Below are 16,600 nucleotides of genomic sequence, written 5' to 3'. Positions count from 1 at the left end.
CTGGCGTACCGGTATGGGAATAACAGATGTTTTCGCCTTCCCTGCCCCATGCTAATCCTCCCGCCACGTGCTTCAGGGCCTCACATGGGCCTTTTTGAATGGGGTTGCAAGAAAAATGAACTCGCAAAACGACCTTGCTTCTTTGAATGCCAAACTCGATTCCCTGATCGAGCTGATCGGCAGAGCCGTGCCACTTCGGGCGGAGACACCGGACTGGACAAGCGCCGACGCCTTTGTCTGGGTACCGGACCCCGGAAACCTCCAGGCCGTGAAGAAGGTCAACCGCGTTGAACTCTCGCTCCTGTGCGCCGTGTCGCGCGTTCGCGACCTTCTGATGGACAACACACGGCGGTTCGCGGAAGGGCTGCCGGCGAACAATGCCCTTCTTTGGGGTGCACGCGGCATGGGCAAATCCTCGCTGGTCAAGGCAGCGCACGCGGCCATCAATCAGGAAAGGCAAAGCTCCGACCTGAAGCTGATCGAAATCCACCGGGAGGACATCGAATCGCTGCCCGGCCTCATGTCCCTGATCCGGACGGCGCCGTTTCGCTTCATCATTTTCTGCGATGATCTGAGCTTCGACAACGACGACACGTCCTACAAGTCACTCAAGGCGGTACTTGAGGGCGGAATCGAGGGCCGCCCGGACAACGTGATTTTCTACGCGACGTCCAACCGGCGGCACCTTCTGCCGCGCGACATGATCGAGAATGAACGATCGACAGCCATCAATCCCGCTGAAGCCGTCGAGGAGAAGGTTTCGCTGTCCGACCGCTTCGGTCTCTGGCTCGGCTTCCACAAATGCAGCCAGGACGACTATCTGGAAATGGTCCGTGGATACGTCGCGTTTCACAATCTTGAGCTGCCGGAGGAAGAATGGCGGCCCGAGGCCCTGGAATGGGCAACCACCCGCGGCAGCCGCTCCGGACGCGTTGCCTACCAGTTCATTCAGGATCTGGCGGGACGGCTGGGGAAACCGCTGACATGAAAAAGCCCGGCATTAGCCGGGCTCTCAACTTTTCGAAGATGGTCCGTCACCGCTTCGGCAGGTGGTTCAGCGGGTCGACAGGCTTGTTGCCCTTGCGCAGTTCAAAATGCACCTGCGGCTGGTTCACCGATCCGGTGGCACCGGCAAGACCGATCACGTCGCCCCGGCGGATCGTGTCGCCGCGCTTTACCTTCAACTCGCTGTTGTGGGCATAGGCGGACACCCAGCCTTCGCTGTGCCGCACGAGCACGAGATTGCCGTAACCCTTCAACTCGTTGCCGGAATAGATCACGGTCCCGTCGTCCGCGGCCTTCACGGGCGTGCCTTCCGGGACAGCCAGGTTGACGCCTTCGTTCTTGCCGCCGCCCGGCTTCGTACCGAAGTCGGAAATGATCCGGCCGCGCACGGGCCAGCGGAACTTCGCGTCCGATGTCACCGCCTCCTTGGGCGTGTTGGTGACTTTCGGGGTCTTGATAGGCTCCGTCGGACGGGGTTCCTGTGTCAAAGCGGGTTGCGGCAGGGCAACTTTCTGTACCGGTGCGGACGGCGCGGCAACTGCCGGTGCAGCCGTGGTCTTTGCAGGCGTCGCCGTGGCAATGGATGCTGTCGTCAGGCTGGCGTTCGAGACCGCGGGCTTGCGCTTGGGGAGCGCGGTAACCTGCACGACGTCCACTTCCTCGACAACGGCTTCGCTGACACTGATCTGCGTGAACGTCGGTTGCTGAGCCGGCTTGCGTCCGGGACGCGGTGCAGTTCCTGAATTCGTCGGCACTGAACCCGTGATCACCGTCTCGTTCCTTGCCACCGCCGGAAGCTTGACCTTGCCGCTCTCGCCTTCCGTCGCGCTGGAATGGCCGTTGCGCTCGGAATAGACGTATGTCGGAATGATGATGCTCTGCCCGGGCTTGACCTGGTTTGGATCGCTGATGCCGTTGACCGAGGCAACGGCCTGCACCGGCACACCGTAGCGGCGGGAAATCGAATTGAGGCTATCGCCCTGGCGAACCGTGACGCGTGTGCCGCCGGTTCCGGTCCAGCCTTTCCAGTTCTTGCCGTTTGCAGCACTGACAGTCTCAGGCGCAGGCAGCGTGGAGACCGGTGCCGCGGACTGACTGACGGGCGCTGACGCCACCGCCGGCGCGGGCAATGGCGCTGACTGGATGTCCGACCGCTGCCTGGAAACGGAACCCGTCGTGACCGGGGCCGAACCCGACTGCGGCAATCCCGCGGATGTTCCGCCCGGACCGTTGGCAATGTCCTGATATGTCGGCTGAGCAGGCGCTGGAGCCCCGTTCAGGATCTCACGCTGATTTTGCGTGTTTCCCGTGTAGTAAGGAGGTTCTCCAAACCGCTCGACGGCGCTGGAACAACCCGAGAGAAATACTGCGACCAATGATGCTGTCGCTGCTTTACCCAGTAGATCCCCGCGGAGGGAACGCATCCGCTTTTTCATCGCCTATACTCATACCGCTAACAATGGCTGTTATGGTTAAGAGTAAACGGCAGTAAGGTTTATAAAGACTAAAGATGCGGGGCGAATACGATGAAATCGGCCTGTTTCCGTCGATTTTTCGTTTGGAATACCTGTTCCATCCCGCGCAACATAGTAAATCGGCCGACGACTCACCCCAAGGGATTCGTCTGCCTGCATCCCATTTCACAGCACGCAGGTCTCAAAGCGTCATTGCGATTCCAGGTTGCAGCATGACCGTTCTCACCGGCATCAGCGTGTCCGCCGTCATCACACTCTCGGACTTTGTGAACCGGATCAGGGACTGCGGTTGCTTTGCCTGCCCGATCGGGGCGACCAGGATACCGCCTGGTTTGAGTTGCTGAACCCATTTGTCCGGGACGGCCGTGATCGCAGCCGTGACCACGATGCGGTCAAACGGGCCTTTCTGCTTCAATCCGTCGAAACCGTCTGCCTGGGTGGCCGTGACATTGTCAAGTTTCAGGGCCGCGAAACGGCGGTTGGCGAGATCAGTCAAAGTCGCGAAACGGTCGACGGTCTCGACCCTTTCCGCCAGGTGTCCCATGACAGCCGACTGATAACCTGATCCGGTACCGATCTCGAGCAGCGAATGGTCCGGCGCGATATCCAGCGCCTGAACCGTGTAGGCGACCATGGACGGTGCCGACAGCGTCTGACCGCATTCGATCGGCAAGGTGACGTCCTCATAGGCCAGGCCATGATGGCGGGCAGGAAGAAACAGGCGCCTCGGCACACGTTCAATCGCCGTCAGGACATTTCTGGCACCGACACCGCGCTGTCTCAGCGTCAGGACAAGCGCGGCACGCGCTTCCGCCTCGTCCGGCAATGCCGTCGATTGCCTTGCCCCATCGTCGCCGGGCGGGAGACCGGCCATGCACAACTCCCTTCAAGGGCTTATTTCAGCGCATCATTCAAATGACCCACAAGATCGTGCGCCGTCAGATCTATGCGTAGCGGGGAAACGGACACATATCCATCGGCAATTGCCTGCAGGTCCGAATTATCAAATACGGATTTGCCCCTTTCGCGAAATCGGAGCCAATAATAGGGGTAACCACGACCGTCCTGACGCTCGTCGATTGTCAGCCCGCTTTGTTCGTGATGCCCCTGAACCGTGACCCTTGTGCCCTTCACGGCGTCAGGCGCGCATGCGGGGAAATTGACGTTGAGCAGGCTGTAGGGCGGCAATTCGAAGTCGATGAGTTTCGCGAACAACTCCGGCGCGTGGGTCTCCGCGACGGCGAAATTCGGTTCTGCCCTGACATCCCAGTCATAGGCCTGCGACACGGCAATCGATCGAATACCGAGGATCGCCCCTTCCATCGCCCCGGCAACCGTTCCGGAATAGGTGACGTCTTCTGCAATGTTCTGTCCGCGGTTGATGCCGGACAGGACAAGGTCGGGTTTGCCTTTCAGAACGTTGTGCACGCCCATGATCACGCAATCCGTCGGTGTGCCCCTGACGGCGAAATGCCGCTCATCAAGCGCACGCAGCCTCAGCGGATCGCTCAGCGTCAAAGAGTGTGCAACGCCGCTCTGATCGGTCTCAGGTGCAATGACCCATATGTCGTCCGACAGCGTGCGGGCGATACGTTCCAGGGCTGTCAGTCCCGGGGAGTGGATTCCATCATCGTTCGTGATCAGGATACGCATGCGGAAGTGTCCCCCTCCGGAATGAGAAAAACCAAACTTGGCGCCTGGTGCAATGAAATGTTCACGGGCGGCGAGCCCGTTCGCTTGCCGCCCGTTCGGGTCAATTCACTTAGCCGATCGTTTCCAGACCGCCCATATAGGGCCGCAGAACGTCCGGCACAGTGACCGTTCCGTCGCCATTCTGGTAGTTCTCCAGAACCGCGATCAGGGCCCGGCCGACGGCGATGCCGGATCCGTTCAAGGTGTGTACGTGAAGAGGTTGCTTGCTGTCGGCCGGTCTGAAGCGCGCGTTCATGCGCCTTGCCTGGAAATCTCCGCAGACAGAGCAGGACGAGATTTCGCGATAGGCATCCTGCCCCGGCAACCAGACCTCGATGTCATAGGTCTTGCGCGCGCCGAAGCCCATGTCTCCCGTGCACAAGGTCATGACCCGGTAATGGAGCCCGAGCTTCTGCAGCACCTTCTCCGCGCATTGGAGCATGCGGTCCAGTTCGGCCAGGGACGTGTCGGGCGTTGTCACCGAAACCAGCTCGCATTTCTGGAACTGGTGCTGGCGCAGCATGCCGCGCGTGTCGCGTCCGGCAGACCCGGCCTCGGACCTGAAACAGTAGGTCAGCGCCGTCACGCGAAGCGGCAGGCTGTCTTCCGGAACGATTTCGCCGGCCACCAGGTTCGTCAGCGGCACTTCCGCGGTCGGGATCAGATAGTGATCCGTGGTCGTCTTGAAGAGATCCTCTTCGAACTTGGGCAGCTGGCTTGTTCCGAAAAGCGGCGCGTCATTGACGAGAAGCGGCGGCGACACTTCCGTATAGCCATGCTCCTCGGTATGCAGGTCGATCATGAACTGGCCGAGAGCCCGCTCCAGGCGCGCGATCTGACCCTTCAGCACGACAAAGCGCGAGCCGGACAGCCTCGCAGCGGCCGCGAAATCCATGTCGCCGAGCGCCTCGCCGAGTTCATAATGCTCTTTCGGAGCCTCGTTGAACCGGAAGGCCGGCTTTTCGCCGTGCGTTTTAAGAAGGGCGTTGTCGTTTTCGTCCTTGCCTGTCGGCACGTCGTCATGCGGCAGGTTCGGAATGACCGCCATCGCGGCTTCAAGGTCGCCGACCAGCCGGCGTTCTTCTTCTTCGCCGGACTGAATGAAGGCCTTGATCTGGGCGACTTCGTCAATCAGTTCCTGCGCGCGCGCGTCATCGCCAGAGCCCTTTGCCTTGCCGATTTCCTTGGACGCAGCGTTGCGCCGTTCCTGTGCTTCCTGAAGCTTGGTGATGTGAGAGCGGCGGGAATCATCCAGTGCAATCAGTCGGGCCGACGACGCTTCGAATCCGCGTCTGGCCAGAGCCTGGTCAAAACTGTCCGGGTTTTCCCGTATCCACTTTATGTCAAACATCTTCGCTTCCCGAATGACGGTCGTTGTCCAAAAACTCCGTCCGGGAGACCAAAAAACGCTGACTGAAAAGGATCAGGCTGTTGCGTCTTCCGCTTCGCGTTCAGCTTCCCGCTGCGCGCGCTGGCGTTCTATCAGCCTCACGGACAGAATGGAGACTTCGTAGAGAAGCAAAGTGGGGAGCGCAAGACCGATCTGCGAGATCGGATCAGGGGGGGTCAGAATTGCAGCAGCTGCAAAGGCACCGACAATGGCATATTTGCGCTTCTTTTTGAGATCTTCGCAACTGACGAGACCTGCCCGTCCCATCAGAGTCAGAACGACCGGCAGCTGGAAAACCAGTCCAAAGGCGAAAATCAGGATCATGATGAGCCCGAGATATTCGCTCACCTTCGCCAGGTGCTGAATGGCAACCTGGCCTTCGCCGGGAAGCTGCTCCTGGGACAGGAAGAATCCCATCGCCATTGGCATGACGAGAAAATACACGAGGCACGCGCCGATCAGGAAGAGAATCGGGGTCGCGATCAAGAACGGCAGAAACGCACCGCGTTCATGCTTGTAGAGGCCGGGAGCCACAAACATGTAGATCTGGCTCGCGATCACGGGAAAGGCCAGGAAAAGCGCGCCGAACAAGGCGAGTTTCAACTGGGTGAAGAACCATTCCTGCGGCGCGGTGAAGATCATCTCCACCGGATGTCCCTCGCCGACGGCGCGCAGATAGGGGATCGTCAGGATGTTGTAGATGTCGGTCGCGAAATAGAAACAGACGACGAACATCACCAGGATGGCGCCGATAGACCACATCAGCCGCTGGCGCAGTTCAATGAGATGTTCGATCAAGGGCGCCTTCGAGGCGTCGATATCATCCTGGCTCATGCCTTAACATCTTCCGTCGCCGGTGCCTTGGCCGGCGTGTTGGCGGTATCGGCCTTCGCGGCTGCCGGGTCTGATTCAGCTTTTGCGGTGCCAGCCTCGTCCGGGGGAGCGGGAGCGGCTTCCGTCGCCGGTTCCTTCTCGGCTGACGCCGGTTTGGTCGTCATGGGCCGGGATGCCTTTTGCGCCGCATCTTCCTCGATCGACTTCTTCAGATCACCAAGCGGATTGAAGTTTGCCGCATCCTCGACCTGCTTTTTCATGTCGGCAATGTCGGCCTGTTGCTCGGCTTCGCGCAAGGCGTCATTGAACGTCGACTGGAACTCACGCGACATGCGCCGCATTTTTCCCAGTGTCTGCCCAAGCGTGCGCAACATGCGCGGCAGGTCTTTTGGCCCTACAACGATGATTGCAATACACGCAATCACCATGAGCTCGGTCCAGCCGATATCGAACATGAGAACTCTCGTCCCTTAAGGAGACGCGATGCAGATTAGATCAGCTCGCCTTGGTCTGATCTTCAGCTTTCGCAGACGGAGCCGCGTCGCCGGCCTGATGATCGATGGTCTTCGGAGCATCGGCGGTGTCGTCTTCGGCCATGCCTTTCTTGAAGCTTTTGATTCCCTTGGCAACATCACCCATAAGCTCGGAAATCTTGCCACGTCCGAAAAGCAGAACCACCACCACTGCGATGATCAAGATCTGCCAAATACTAATGCCCATACGCCAAACTCCTGATAAACGGCTTTAAAGCCCTTCGGCCCTTTTACAAAAAGGGCACTCACCCTGCAACATACACCTGAAGAACATTTTTCGCCGTTAGACAGATTGATGACACTCAGGGCCTTGTCTTTACCTAGACTTGGGACTCCTTGCGGGAAAAAACAAGCACGTCTTTCGGATCAGTATCAACCGCAACGTCCATTCCCGCTTCCCAGTCGCTTCCGGCACGGACCCTGGCCTGCACCGGATGATCGAGACCATCGATCGCAACAGACAGCAAATCGACCTCGCCGACAAATCTTTTCGACGTGATCCGGCCGGGCACACCGCACAGCCCCGCCTTGTTCAGGCATATGCCCTGCGGGCGGATGCAGACGTCGACGCGCTCGCCGCTTTCGCAATTCTCAATTTTCAAAAGTCCAAGCGCAGTTTCAACACCCTTGGCCGTTACTTTTCCCTCGATCTGGTTCAGTTCGGAAAAGAAACGGGCCGCAAACAGGTCGACCGGCTTGTTGTAGAGTTCAGCGGCCGTCCCGTGCTGCACCAGCCGTCCCTGCCGCATGAGCGCAATCTTGTCGCCCATGCGCATCGCCTCTTCCGGATCGTGGGTGACGATGATGCAGGTTGCGCGTGTCTCCCGAATCACGGCGAGCGTCTGATCCCGCACGCTGTCCCGCAAGCGCTTGTCGAGGCCGGAGAAAGGTTCATCCATCAGGAGGATGCCCGGCCGCGGAACGAGCGCGCGGGCCAGCGCGACACGTTGCTGCTCGCCGCCCGACAAGGCGTGCGGGTAGTCCGCGGCATAGTCCGCAAGACCGACCCGGCCAAGCGCGGCAAAGGCAGCGGCCTGCGCCTCCGTCTTCGACAGGCCGGTCAAACCAAACATCACATTTGCCAGAATGGTCATATGCGGAAACAGCGCATAGTCCTGGAACATCAGGCCAACGCCGCGTTTTTCCGGCGGCAGGAACACCGTGTCGCCTGCGATTTCACGTCCATTGATCAGGACCTTGCCATGGCTTTGCCGTTCAACGCCGGCAGCGATCCGCATCAGGGTCGTCTTGCCGCAGCCCGAATGGCCCAGCAGGCAGAGAATCTCACCGGGCGCGACCGAGAGACTCAGATGCCTGACGGAGGGCACACCATCATAGTCATGGGAGATGTCTTCAAAGACGAGACCGGCCGCGATGGTGGCACCGGCCGTTCCGGGCGCACCCCAGTTCAGCGAATGTCCGTTTCCGCTGGAAAATTGCGGCTTGTCTTCCTGTGGCATCAAGCTCCGGCGGTCTCTTCCGCGTCGTCATCAAAGAAAGACCCGTCTTCTAAAGGATCTTCGTCCTCCGTCAATGCCACTTCGTCGTTGGGTGTCGGGACAACAAACGAGGCGGGAACCGCACTGTCGAGCAAACCGGCGCCTTTCAGCTCCTCGAGCCCGGGCAGATCCTTCACGTTTTCAAGCCCGAAATGGACCAGGAACTGTTCCGTGGTACCGTAGGTCACCGGCCGTCCCGGTGTCCGCCGGCGGCCCCGCATCCGGATCCAGGTTGTTTCAAGCAGGACGTCCAGCGTGCCCTTGGACGTCGAAACGCCCCTGATCTCTTCGATTTCGGCGCGCGTCACCGGCTGATGATACGCAATGATTGCAAGGGTCTCGAGCGCGGCCCGCGACAGTTTGCGCTGTTCCTCGACATTGCGGTGCATCAGATACGAGAGATCCTCGGCCGTCCGGAAACACCATTTGCCGGCAAGGCGCACCAGGTTGACACCGCGCGGTTCATAGAGCTTTTGCAGCCGCTCCAGCAGCGCAAGTACATCCGTTCCCTCAGGCACGCGAAGGGTCAGTTCTTCAAGCGAAAGCGGTTCGTTTGAGGCAAACAGCAAAGCCTCGACCATTCGCTGGCCGGCCAGATCGGCATGGACGTCTATTTCGGAGTGTCCGACGAGATCCGGCTGCCCATCCTCAGACGTCATGCGCGTCTTCCTTCACGATGGAGCGGATATAGACCGGCGAGAATGCTTCGCCCTGGCGGATTTCGACCTGCCCCTCGCGCACCATTTCCAGGCTTGCGGAAAAGGTGCTCGCAACGATCGTTGCCCAGTCCTTGTTGTCGTAGAGATAGTCCCGCAGATAGGCGTTCAAGGGCGCCCATTCACTGACGCGGCCGACCAGCCTGGTGAGGAGTTCCCGCGCCTCCTGCAGCGACCAGACTGTCCGCTTCAGAACCCTGACCGACGTGACCGACTGCCTCTGCCGCTGGATGGCATAGGCCGAGAGCAGGTCATAGATGGAGGCATCCCAGATGCTCTTCTGCTGCACCGACATGGTCTCGGGATCGCCGCGATGGAAGACGTCCCGCCCCTGCCGGTTCAGGTTCATCAGTTTTTCCGACACCTCACGCATCGCTTCCAGCCGCTGCAGCCTGAACGCGAGAGCTGCCGCCAGTTCTTCACCGGTCGGTTCGTCCTCGTCCTTTTGCTCCGGCAGAAGCAGCTTGGATTTCAGGAAAGCAAGCCATGCCGCCATGACAAGATAGTCGGCCGCCAGCTCCAGACGCATCCGCCGCGCCTCGGCGACAAAGGTCAGGTACTGTTCGACGAGCTGCAGAATGGAGATTTTCGCAAGGTCGACCTTTTGCGTGCGCGCCATGCCGAGCAGAAGATCCAGGGGGCCTTCGAACCCCTCGACATCCACGACAAGCTGCGGTTCGGAGATCGCACGTTCTTCCTCGGCGCCGACAGTGCTCAGCAGGTCGTAAGACCCGTCGTCCGAAATCTGCCTATGCGTTTCCAGTTCAGCCATTCACTCTCCGGTCAGGCCATGGTCAACCCGGTGATGTCACGAAACTCATCCCGGGCCGCAGCCAAATCAAAGCCGGGTTCGGGCGGTTTCAACCCGTCCAGCGCCGTTGCGCATCGCTGCGCCGATACGCCGGCCAGGTCGGGCACTGCCTCGGCGACGGCAATCATCTCGCTCATCTCGCCGTTGCAATGCAGGACAATGTCGCATCCCGCCGCTATGATCTTCCGCGATCTCTCGACGTAGTCACCTCCAAGCGCCTTCATCGAGATATCGTCACTCATCAGACAGCCTTCAAATCCGATTTCCCCTCGGATCACATCCTGGATAACCTTCGCGCTCTGCGTTCCGGCCGTCTCCGGGTCGATCTCAGTGTAAATGATATGGGCAGTCATTCCCAATGACACGCCCGAAAGTGCCTTGAAGGGGCGGAAATCCACGCTTTTCAGTGCGGCAATGTCCGCATCGACACGCGGCAGCTCCAGATGACTGTCCACCTGCGCGCGGCCATGACCCGGAATATGCTTGATCACCGGCAGGACACCCCCGGCAACAGCACCGTCGATCATGGCCTGGCCAAGACGCGTGACGACGTCCGGATCGCCGGAAAGCGATCGATCACCGATTGCATCAACGGTGTCCGGAAACCGCACATCCAGGCAGGGCAGACAATCGATCGTGATGCCAACCTCGGTCAGATCCGACGCGATCAGCCGCGCGCCCAGCCACGCGGCGCGCTCACCCTTTCCGGGGTCAGACCGGAAAAGATCGCCATAGAGCTTCGGTGCCGGATATTTGGGCCAGTTCGGCGGCTTCATCCTCTGGACGCGGCCGCCTTCCTGGTCAACAAGAACGGGAGCGTCAGGCCTTCCGACAGCCTCTCGAAACGCGGATGTCAGCGCACGAAGCTGATCCTGCGATTCCACGTTGCGGGCAAACAGGATCAGGCCCCAGGGATCCGCTTCCCTGAAGAACGCGATTTCATCCTGGGTGAGTGTCACTCCGGCGCAGCCGGACACAAAAGCCTTGGTCATGGTCCCGGCTTAAACGCCGCCCCATAACGCGTCAAGAAACCGAGAGCTTCCTCTTGCGTCCATCCCCTGAACTTGCAATCTAGGCAGTCAATTGCTCACTCAGTCAGGATTGGAGACCCCATGCGCGCACGACTAGACATTCCGGCCGGCACGCTCCACAGGGTCTCCCACCGGTCCGAAATTCTGGGTCAGAACCGGCTCGGCGACACGGCGACCCGCGAAATTGTCGTGTATTTGCCACACGGGCACGATGGCGCGGGGTTGCCACTGCTGGTCGACATTGTCGGTTTCACCGCGGGCGGTCCCGCACATGCCAACTGGAAGAATTTCGGTGAAAACGTGCCGGAACGGCTGGATCGGCTAATCCATGACGGCGAGCTGCCGCCGGTCGTCGTCGTCTTCCCGGACTGCTTCACCCGGCTTGGCGGGAACCAGTATATCGACAGCCATGTCATGGGCCCCTGGGCAACCTGGCTGACAACGGAAATGCTGGAAGATGTCGAGGGACGCTTCAAATGCGGCGGCCCCGGTTTGCGGGCGCTGTTCGGCAAGTCCTCGGGGGGCTACGGCTCCATCGTGCATGCGATGATGCATTCTGACGTCTGGTCGGCAGCCGCATGTCACTCCGGCGACATGGCATTCGAACTGTGCTACCTGCCGGAGATGCCAAACGCCGTTCGGGCGATCGCCAAGGCCGGATCGATCGAAGCCTTCGTCACCGGCTTCGAGCAGGGGCCGAAGTACCCTGGAAATGCGCTGCATGACCTGATGACGCTCGCAATGGCGGCGACCTATGACCCGGATCCGGATCCCGAGGTGTTTTGCGGCATCAGGCTACCCGTCGACATGGAGACCTGTGAAATCATCCAGGAGCGCTGGCAAGCCTGGCTGTCCTGGGATCCGGTCGAGATGATCGACAGCCATATCCCGGCCTTGAAGTCGCTGAAGGGCCTGTGGATCGATTGCGGTTCCGTCGATCAATACAATCTCGTTTACGGCGCAAGACGATTGCGCAGAAAACTCGAGGCACACGGCGTCGACTGCGTCTACGAGGAGTTCAACGACAACCATTCCTCGATCGACTACCGGCTGGATCTGAGCCTTCCATTCCTCGCCAAGAAACTGCTGGGCGACTGACCGGGCGTCTAAGGGTCAGGACCAGGCCGCCCAGGACGATCAGGCCGGCACCAAGCGCTGCAATTGGTGACGGAACTTCGCCCCAGACAAGATACGCGAACGCGGCGGCCAGGACGACGCTGCTGTAATAAATCGGTGCCAACGTTGCAGCGCCGGCGCGCCGGTAGGCGGAAATGTTGAGTGACTGACCGATAATGGCAAGCGGTCCGAGCCACGCAAATGCCCAGAGACTGGACATCGGCACCTGTTGCGCGCGGATGATCCAGAGAACCGGTATCGTCAGCAGAACGGTGGCGAAGATGTTGACATAAGCCAGGATCGTGACGGTGTTTTCGCGCTGCGCGATGTAGCGCATGATCAGCGCTTCGCAGGCCATGAAGACAGCGGCCATCAGTGCTGCGGCGACACCGTCCAGAGCGAGCGCATTCAGGCCCTCGTTGCCGCTCACGGACCTGACGACAAGATAGGCACCGATCGCGCACAAGCCACCGGAGAGCCAATGACGGCCGGTGATCAGTTCCTTCAAAACAAGTCCGGCCAGCGCGATCGCGATGATGCCCTTGGTCAGGCCTATGGCAGTCGCGTCTGCAAGCGGCAGGATGCTCGCCGCGTAAATGGAGCAGGCCAGGCCACCGATGCCGCAGAAAGCACGCATCAGATGCAGCTTCCAGAGCCGACTGACCCTGGAAAAGAGCGGCACCCGCCGGATTGTTCCGTAACCGACGATCGTGACGGCGCCCCCGAGAAACCGGAGCCAGACCAGAACGACCACCGGCAGAAGGCCGTCCGCAATTTTCCCGGCCGCGAAGACGGGAGTGAACGCCGCCATGCCCGCCAGTGCAAGACCGTAGGCCAGGGCTGTGTTTTCACGGCGCATGCAGTCGGAATTTGGCGGCATCTTGTCTCCAGCCTCTTGAAGGCCTGTTCCTTAGCAGCAAACCGACCTGCCGCTCAGTCGCCAAATCGTTATGCCGGCCATGCGTAAACGCATGGAATTGAACACCTCAGTGTAGTTTTGTATATGTTGATCATGAACTGGGATGACCTCAAACTGATCAACGCGGCCGCGCGCATGCGTTCGCTCTCTGGAGCGGCAAAGGCACTCAAGTTGAGCCAGCCACAACTGAGCCGCCGCCTCAAGGCGTTCGAGGACAAGGTAGGCGCGAGACTGTTCGACCGGACGCCGACGGGTCTCAAACCGACCGAGGCCGGTCTGCGCCTCATTCCTCTTGCCGAGGAGATGCGCAAGAGCGCGGACGCGGCCATCCGGGTTCTGCCGGATCTTTCGGGATCCGCATTGAAAGTGGTTCGCGTTGCCGTCGACGAAGTGCGCGCCAGGATTCTTACCGACTGTTTCGCGGACCTTTGCGCTCTGATGCCGGGAGTTGAGCTGGAGATCATTTCCAGCCATTTGCATGCGGATCATCAGTCGCGTGGCATAGAACTGCAGATCAGGAATTGCCTGCCAGAGACGGACACGCTTATCTCCAGAAAAGTGGGCGATGTTGCATACGGCGTCTTCGGTTCCAGGCAATATGTCGAGGAAAACCCCGAAGTCCTGCGCGATCTGAAATGTGCCGAATGCGACTGGCTCGGATTTGCGCCCGACGATCTCTGGTACCCGGCTCAGGCCCGCTGGATGGAGGCCCGGAACATCAACCGTCCCCGGATGCGCACCAACACGATGACGACACTCATGAACATGACGGCCGCCGGCCAGGGACTGGCACTGCTGCCGGTATTCATGGGAGACAGCCATCCGTCGCTTGTCGGGATTACGGGCCCCCTCGCAGAGCTGACCAACCCCGAGCACATCATCGTTCACCGGGATGTGCGGCGTGAACCTGCTGTCCAGACCGCGATGAACGCGATTGCGCGTGTTTACAGGATCATGGGACCGCGCCTGACAGGCACGGTCCATGATGTGAGGCAGGCTGCGGAATAGTCCGGTAAAAGACGCGACCTTGCAATCGCGCCTGCGAGGCTTGTCGGTTCAGGGATCGTACTCTAGGGCTGACGCCGCACGAAGCAGTCCCCACCTGCCCCCTTCAGGCTTTCACAAAGCGAATTCGCTTCGTTTCGCGAGCCAGTCGGGATGCGCGCACGGTAGAAGACACCGCGATCGCCAAGGTCTGCGGAAACAATGACCGCATTTCGGTTTCCAAGTACGCCCGGATAGCTTCTCTGCAGTCCTGCATACGCGTCACGTGCCGCTGCTGCGGAGCGTTGCGAGGTGACCTGAACAATATAGGTACCGGACGGAATTGACCCGCCCGTCGATGCCGCCGGCTGGTTTTGGGCGGTGCCCGTGTTGGCGAGGTTCAACGGTCCGTTCTGGCGCTGCGCCGTCGGCGGTGCAGTCTGAGCCGCAGGTGCGGCCTGTGCGACGGGAGCTGCTGCAACCTGAACCGGGGCCTGCGGTTTTTTGCGCGGAACGACCGTCGGCACCGGCGCTGCCGGAGCCTGCGCCTCGGTCTCCGCCTGAACGGGCTCATCCGTTTGGGTCACAATTTCAGGAACGGCTGGCGCTGCGGGTTCGACAGGAACAGGTGCGGCCGTTTCTTCCGTTTGCGGCTGTACGGGAACCGTCTCCGGGACCGGGGTTTCTTGCGTCTGAGGGGCTACAACGATGGGTTCGGTCTGTACGGGAACGGCGTTCACCGTCTCCGTGGCGACGATCTGAGGCGTTTCAGCCGTGACCGCGGGTGCGGCTATCTCGGGTGCTTGCGGCGCCGGGGTTTCCACGGTTGTCGGTGCGCTGATAACGGGCGCTTCTTCGCCGGAAACGATGGTACCGTCGGGGCGGACGATCACGGTACGGACCTGTTTCGGCGTCCCGGGCGCAAGTTCCGAGCTGCCGTCCGAGGCCGCCGGAGCCGGAGGCAGTTCGACGGGTTGGGGCGTTTCGGGAATGTTCAGGCGTTCAGGGACGCTCTCGCCGGTGCTCGAAAGACGGTCCGTAATCTTGGTCGACGACTGCCCGGCAGCATTGGTCTGGCTCTGCTCCGGGAATATCTTCAAAGGTTCCTGCAGGCCGCTGATCACCGGTGGTGGGCCGCTCGGCACCTGAACGGAGTTCCCGTCGTAAAGGAAGAAACCCGCACCACCGAGCGCGGCCACGCCGACGACGCACAGAGCCGCATAAAGGCCCCGTCGTGATCTGCCGGTCGATTGGTCCGCTGCCACTCGTTCGGTTTCCGGATGCGGTGGAAGCACCCCGGCCCCGCTCAGGCTCGGATCGCTCTCCTGCATCGCCCGCGCAACGGCGTCGAGATCGTAGCCTTCCGGCGGCGGTGGCGTGTCGTCTTCGCGGTCCTCCACATCGGGCACGGCATTGGCGGCTTCAGGCCACGCCATTTCGTCAATGTCATCCGCAGTTGCAATCGGTTCCGGCTCCGGCTCGGGTGCCACCGGTTCGGCCACAACCGGTGCACGGTTTTCGCGCTCCGGAAAATCAAGATCGGCAAAAAGGGCATCTATGCCGGCCGGGCTTTCCAGATCCTGGCGCGCCTGCGGCAGGCCGGAGGCAGATGAATGCGCTGAATCCGCGGTATTCAGAGCAGAAAACAGTTCGTTCTCGTCAATCGCCGGTCTGCGGACGTCGTCTGCACGATCCAGGTGCGGCCTTGCCGCAGCGACTTCAGACACCGCGGAAAACCCCGGGCTCCCGGTTCCCACCGCTGTTTGACCGATCCTGTTCGTCAGATCCGGCTCAAGATAGGAAGACGGTGCTTCGTCAAGCGGTTGCCGCGTTGCGCTTTCTTCCGCCCACTGGGTTTCCTCAGCCGTGGCAGCCGGCTCGGCGGCGAAGGTCGCGGGAACCTCGTGAGCCACCACGGCTTCGGTGATGTCTGCAAATGCATCCGTTGCAGCAGCCTCTTCCGTTGGCGCGGGAGCCGGTTTTGCAACGTCTTCGTCCACCGATTGACGGAGCGCGCCGATCAGTTCGTCTTCGAGCTCAGCGGTCAGGCTCTGCTCGATGTCCATGGCAACGTTTGGTGCAAGCGGCGCGGCCACGTCGTGGCTATTTCTCGCAAGGCCGCCTGCCGGTTCATTGGCAGTTTCAGTCCGGTACCCGGACGGTTCAACGAACGGTTCGCGGACAGGGTCGACATCAACGTCCGGCACAGGGGATCCGGGCGCGGCAACGCCGGCAGGCACATCAGGCTGTGGATTGTCGAGCCTGGGCCACAAAGGCGAAACGTTTTCGGCGCGTTCACCACCGTGCTGCTGCGTATCCAGCGGCGGAATTACAGCCGCAGGCAGCGCCGATTCGCTGCCGGTACGCGCAAAAAACTGGTTCCTGATCTCGCCAACGATTGGTGCCGGATGCTTGTCCGGTCCCAGCGGCGGCGCGTCCGTATTACCCGGTCTGAAGGCGGTATTGGGGAACGACGGCTCAACGCGCTGAGGCTCGGATTGCGGTTTGTCTGCGACATCGTCCGCAAAATCATCAAGCCCCGCAAAGTAGTCTGTACTGCCAACGCGACCGCTGCTCACATTTGCACCCAATTGA

16 protein-coding genes are annotated in these 16,600 nt (G+C 60.6%); 3 read left to right on the top strand and 13 right to left on the bottom strand.

The window, feature by feature from the left end; translation table 11 throughout:
* Positions 1–115: 115 nt before the first annotated feature.
* A complete protein-coding gene (locus tag ACO07N_RS21395; protein WP_421982966.1) occupies positions 116–988 on the top strand; it encodes an ATP-binding protein in 873 nt (290 codons plus the stop codon).
* Positions 989–1,034: 46 nt separating this feature from the next.
* Here ACO07N_RS21395 and ACO07N_RS21390 read toward each other — a convergent pair whose 3' ends face one another.
* From ACO07N_RS21390 to nagZ, 11 genes are all read right to left on the bottom strand, one after another.
* Positions 1,035–2,381 carry a peptidoglycan DD-metalloendopeptidase family protein gene (locus ACO07N_RS21390; RefSeq protein ID WP_421982965.1) on the bottom strand — a complete coding sequence of 449 codons (1,347 nt, stop codon included), beginning with the start codon at positions 2,379–2,381 and terminating at the stop codon, positions 1,035–1,037.
* Positions 2,382–2,661: 280 nt separating this feature from the next.
* Positions 2,662–3,354 carry a protein-L-isoaspartate(D-aspartate) O-methyltransferase gene (locus ACO07N_RS21385; protein WP_421982964.1) on the bottom strand — a complete coding sequence of 231 codons (693 nt, stop codon included), beginning with the start codon at positions 3,352–3,354 and terminating at the stop codon, positions 2,662–2,664.
* 20 nt (positions 3,355–3,374) lie between these two features.
* Positions 3,375–4,133, bottom strand: a complete 759-nt coding sequence (gene surE / locus ACO07N_RS21380) for a 5'/3'-nucleotidase SurE (RefSeq protein WP_421982963.1) — start codon at positions 4,131–4,133, stop codon at positions 3,375–3,377.
* Positions 4,134–4,242: 109 nt separating this feature from the next.
* Complete coding sequence (serS, locus tag ACO07N_RS21375) at positions 4,243–5,523, bottom strand: serine--tRNA ligase (protein ID WP_421982962.1); 1,281 nt, start codon at positions 5,521–5,523, stop codon at positions 4,243–4,245.
* Between the two features lie 72 nt (positions 5,524–5,595).
* Complete coding sequence (gene tatC, locus ACO07N_RS21370; RefSeq protein WP_421982961.1) at positions 5,596–6,396, bottom strand: twin-arginine translocase subunit TatC; 801 nt, start codon at positions 6,394–6,396, stop codon at positions 5,596–5,598.
* Positions 6,393–6,851: a Sec-independent protein translocase protein TatB gene (tatB, locus tag ACO07N_RS21365; protein ID WP_421982960.1), complete on the bottom strand. Its 459-nt coding sequence runs from the start codon at positions 6,849–6,851 to the stop codon at positions 6,393–6,395. The genes tatC and tatB overlap by 4 nt, the downstream gene beginning before the upstream one ends.
* Positions 6,852–6,891: 40 nt before the next feature.
* Positions 6,892–7,116 carry a twin-arginine translocase TatA/TatE family subunit gene (locus ACO07N_RS21360; protein ID WP_305985536.1) on the bottom strand — a complete coding sequence of 75 codons (225 nt, stop codon included), beginning with the start codon at positions 7,114–7,116 and terminating at the stop codon, positions 6,892–6,894.
* Positions 7,117–7,249: 133 nt separating this feature from the next.
* Positions 7,250–8,389, bottom strand: a complete 1,140-nt coding sequence (locus ACO07N_RS21355; protein ID WP_421982959.1) for an ABC transporter ATP-binding protein — start codon at positions 8,387–8,389, stop codon at positions 7,250–7,252.
* Positions 8,389–9,087: an SMC-Scp complex subunit ScpB gene (gene scpB / locus ACO07N_RS21350; RefSeq protein ID WP_421982958.1), complete on the bottom strand. Its 699-nt coding sequence runs from the start codon at positions 9,085–9,087 to the stop codon at positions 8,389–8,391. Before scpB ends, ACO07N_RS21355 begins: the two co-directional genes overlap by 1 nt.
* Positions 9,077–9,916 carry a segregation and condensation protein A gene (locus ACO07N_RS21345; RefSeq protein ID WP_421982957.1) on the bottom strand — a complete coding sequence of 280 codons (840 nt, stop codon included), beginning with the start codon at positions 9,914–9,916 and terminating at the stop codon, positions 9,077–9,079. Before ACO07N_RS21345 ends, scpB begins: the two co-directional genes overlap by 11 nt.
* Before the next feature lie 11 nt (positions 9,917–9,927).
* The gene (gene nagZ / locus ACO07N_RS21340; RefSeq protein WP_421982956.1) at positions 9,928–10,947 is read right to left on the bottom strand and encodes a beta-N-acetylhexosaminidase; all 1,020 of its coding nucleotides are present in this window, start codon (positions 10,945–10,947) and stop codon (positions 9,928–9,930) included.
* 120 nt (positions 10,948–11,067) lie between these two features.
* Between nagZ and ACO07N_RS21335 the strand changes: the two genes are divergently transcribed.
* Complete coding sequence (locus ACO07N_RS21335) at positions 11,068–12,084, top strand: alpha/beta hydrolase (RefSeq protein WP_421982955.1); 1,017 nt, start codon at positions 11,068–11,070, stop codon at positions 12,082–12,084.
* Here ACO07N_RS21335 and ACO07N_RS21330 read toward each other — a convergent pair.
* Positions 12,005–12,982: a DMT family transporter gene (locus ACO07N_RS21330; RefSeq protein ID WP_421982954.1), complete on the bottom strand. Its 978-nt coding sequence runs from the start codon at positions 12,980–12,982 to the stop codon at positions 12,005–12,007. The two genes, ACO07N_RS21335 and ACO07N_RS21330, sit on opposite strands and share 80 nt — an antisense overlap.
* A 132-nt stretch (positions 12,983–13,114) precedes the next feature.
* Between ACO07N_RS21330 and ACO07N_RS21325 the strand changes: the two genes are divergently transcribed.
* A complete protein-coding gene (locus ACO07N_RS21325) occupies positions 13,115–14,029 on the top strand; it encodes a LysR family transcriptional regulator (RefSeq protein WP_421982953.1) in 915 nt (304 codons plus the stop codon).
* 62 nt (positions 14,030–14,091) lie between these two features.
* On the opposite strand, the gene ACO07N_RS21320 is transcribed toward ACO07N_RS21325, so the two are convergent.
* Positions 14,092–16,584, bottom strand: a complete 2,493-nt coding sequence (locus tag ACO07N_RS21320; RefSeq protein ID WP_421982952.1) for an SPOR domain-containing protein — start codon at positions 16,582–16,584, stop codon at positions 14,092–14,094.
* Between the last annotated feature and the right edge of the window lie 16 nt (positions 16,585–16,600).

The sequence above is a fragment of the Roseibium sp. genome (assembly GCF_965229775.1).
Taxonomy (GTDB): Bacteria; Pseudomonadota; Alphaproteobacteria; order Rhizobiales; family Stappiaceae; genus Roseibium.
The sequence above is the reverse complement of the archived record's forward strand: the minus strand, read 5'-3'. Positions and strand labels throughout refer to the sequence as shown.

Bases quoted from the DNA above. Each gene is read 5' to 3' on its own strand.
- ACO07N_RS21395 (WP_421982966.1), top strand. From the start codon at position 116: ATGAACTCGCAAAACGACCTTGCTTCTTTGAATGCCAAACTCGATTCC.
- ACO07N_RS21385 (WP_421982964.1), bottom strand. From the start codon at position 3,354: ATGGCCGGTCTCCCGCCCGGCGACGATGGGGCAAGGCAATCGACGGCA.
- surE (WP_421982963.1), bottom strand. From the start codon at position 4,133: ATGCGTATCCTGATCACGAACGATGATGGAATCCACTCCCCGGGACTG.
- serS (WP_421982962.1), bottom strand. From the start codon at position 5,523: ATGTTTGACATAAAGTGGATACGGGAAAACCCGGACAGTTTTGACCAG.
- tatC (WP_421982961.1), bottom strand. From the start codon at position 6,396: ATGAGCCAGGATGATATCGACGCCTCGAAGGCGCCCTTGATCGAACAT.
- tatB (WP_421982960.1), bottom strand. From the start codon at position 6,851: ATGTTCGATATCGGCTGGACCGAGCTCATGGTGATTGCGTGTATTGCA.
- ACO07N_RS21360 (WP_305985536.1), bottom strand. From the start codon at position 7,116: ATGGGCATTAGTATTTGGCAGATCTTGATCATCGCAGTGGTGGTGGTT.
- ACO07N_RS21355 (WP_421982959.1), bottom strand. From the start codon at position 8,389: ATGCCACAGGAAGACAAGCCGCAATTTTCCAGCGGAAACGGACATTCG.
- scpB (WP_421982958.1), bottom strand. From the start codon at position 9,087: ATGACGTCTGAGGATGGGCAGCCGGATCTCGTCGGACACTCCGAAATA.
- ACO07N_RS21345 (WP_421982957.1), bottom strand. From the start codon at position 9,916: ATGGCTGAACTGGAAACGCATAGGCAGATTTCGGACGACGGGTCTTAC.
- nagZ (WP_421982956.1), bottom strand. From the start codon at position 10,947: ATGACCAAGGCTTTTGTGTCCGGCTGCGCCGGAGTGACACTCACCCAG.
- ACO07N_RS21335 (WP_421982955.1), top strand. From the start codon at position 11,068: ATGCGCGCACGACTAGACATTCCGGCCGGCACGCTCCACAGGGTCTCC.
- ACO07N_RS21330 (WP_421982954.1), bottom strand. From the start codon at position 12,982: ATGCCGCCAAATTCCGACTGCATGCGCCGTGAAAACACAGCCCTGGCC.
- ACO07N_RS21325 (WP_421982953.1), top strand. From the start codon at position 13,115: ATGAACTGGGATGACCTCAAACTGATCAACGCGGCCGCGCGCATGCGT.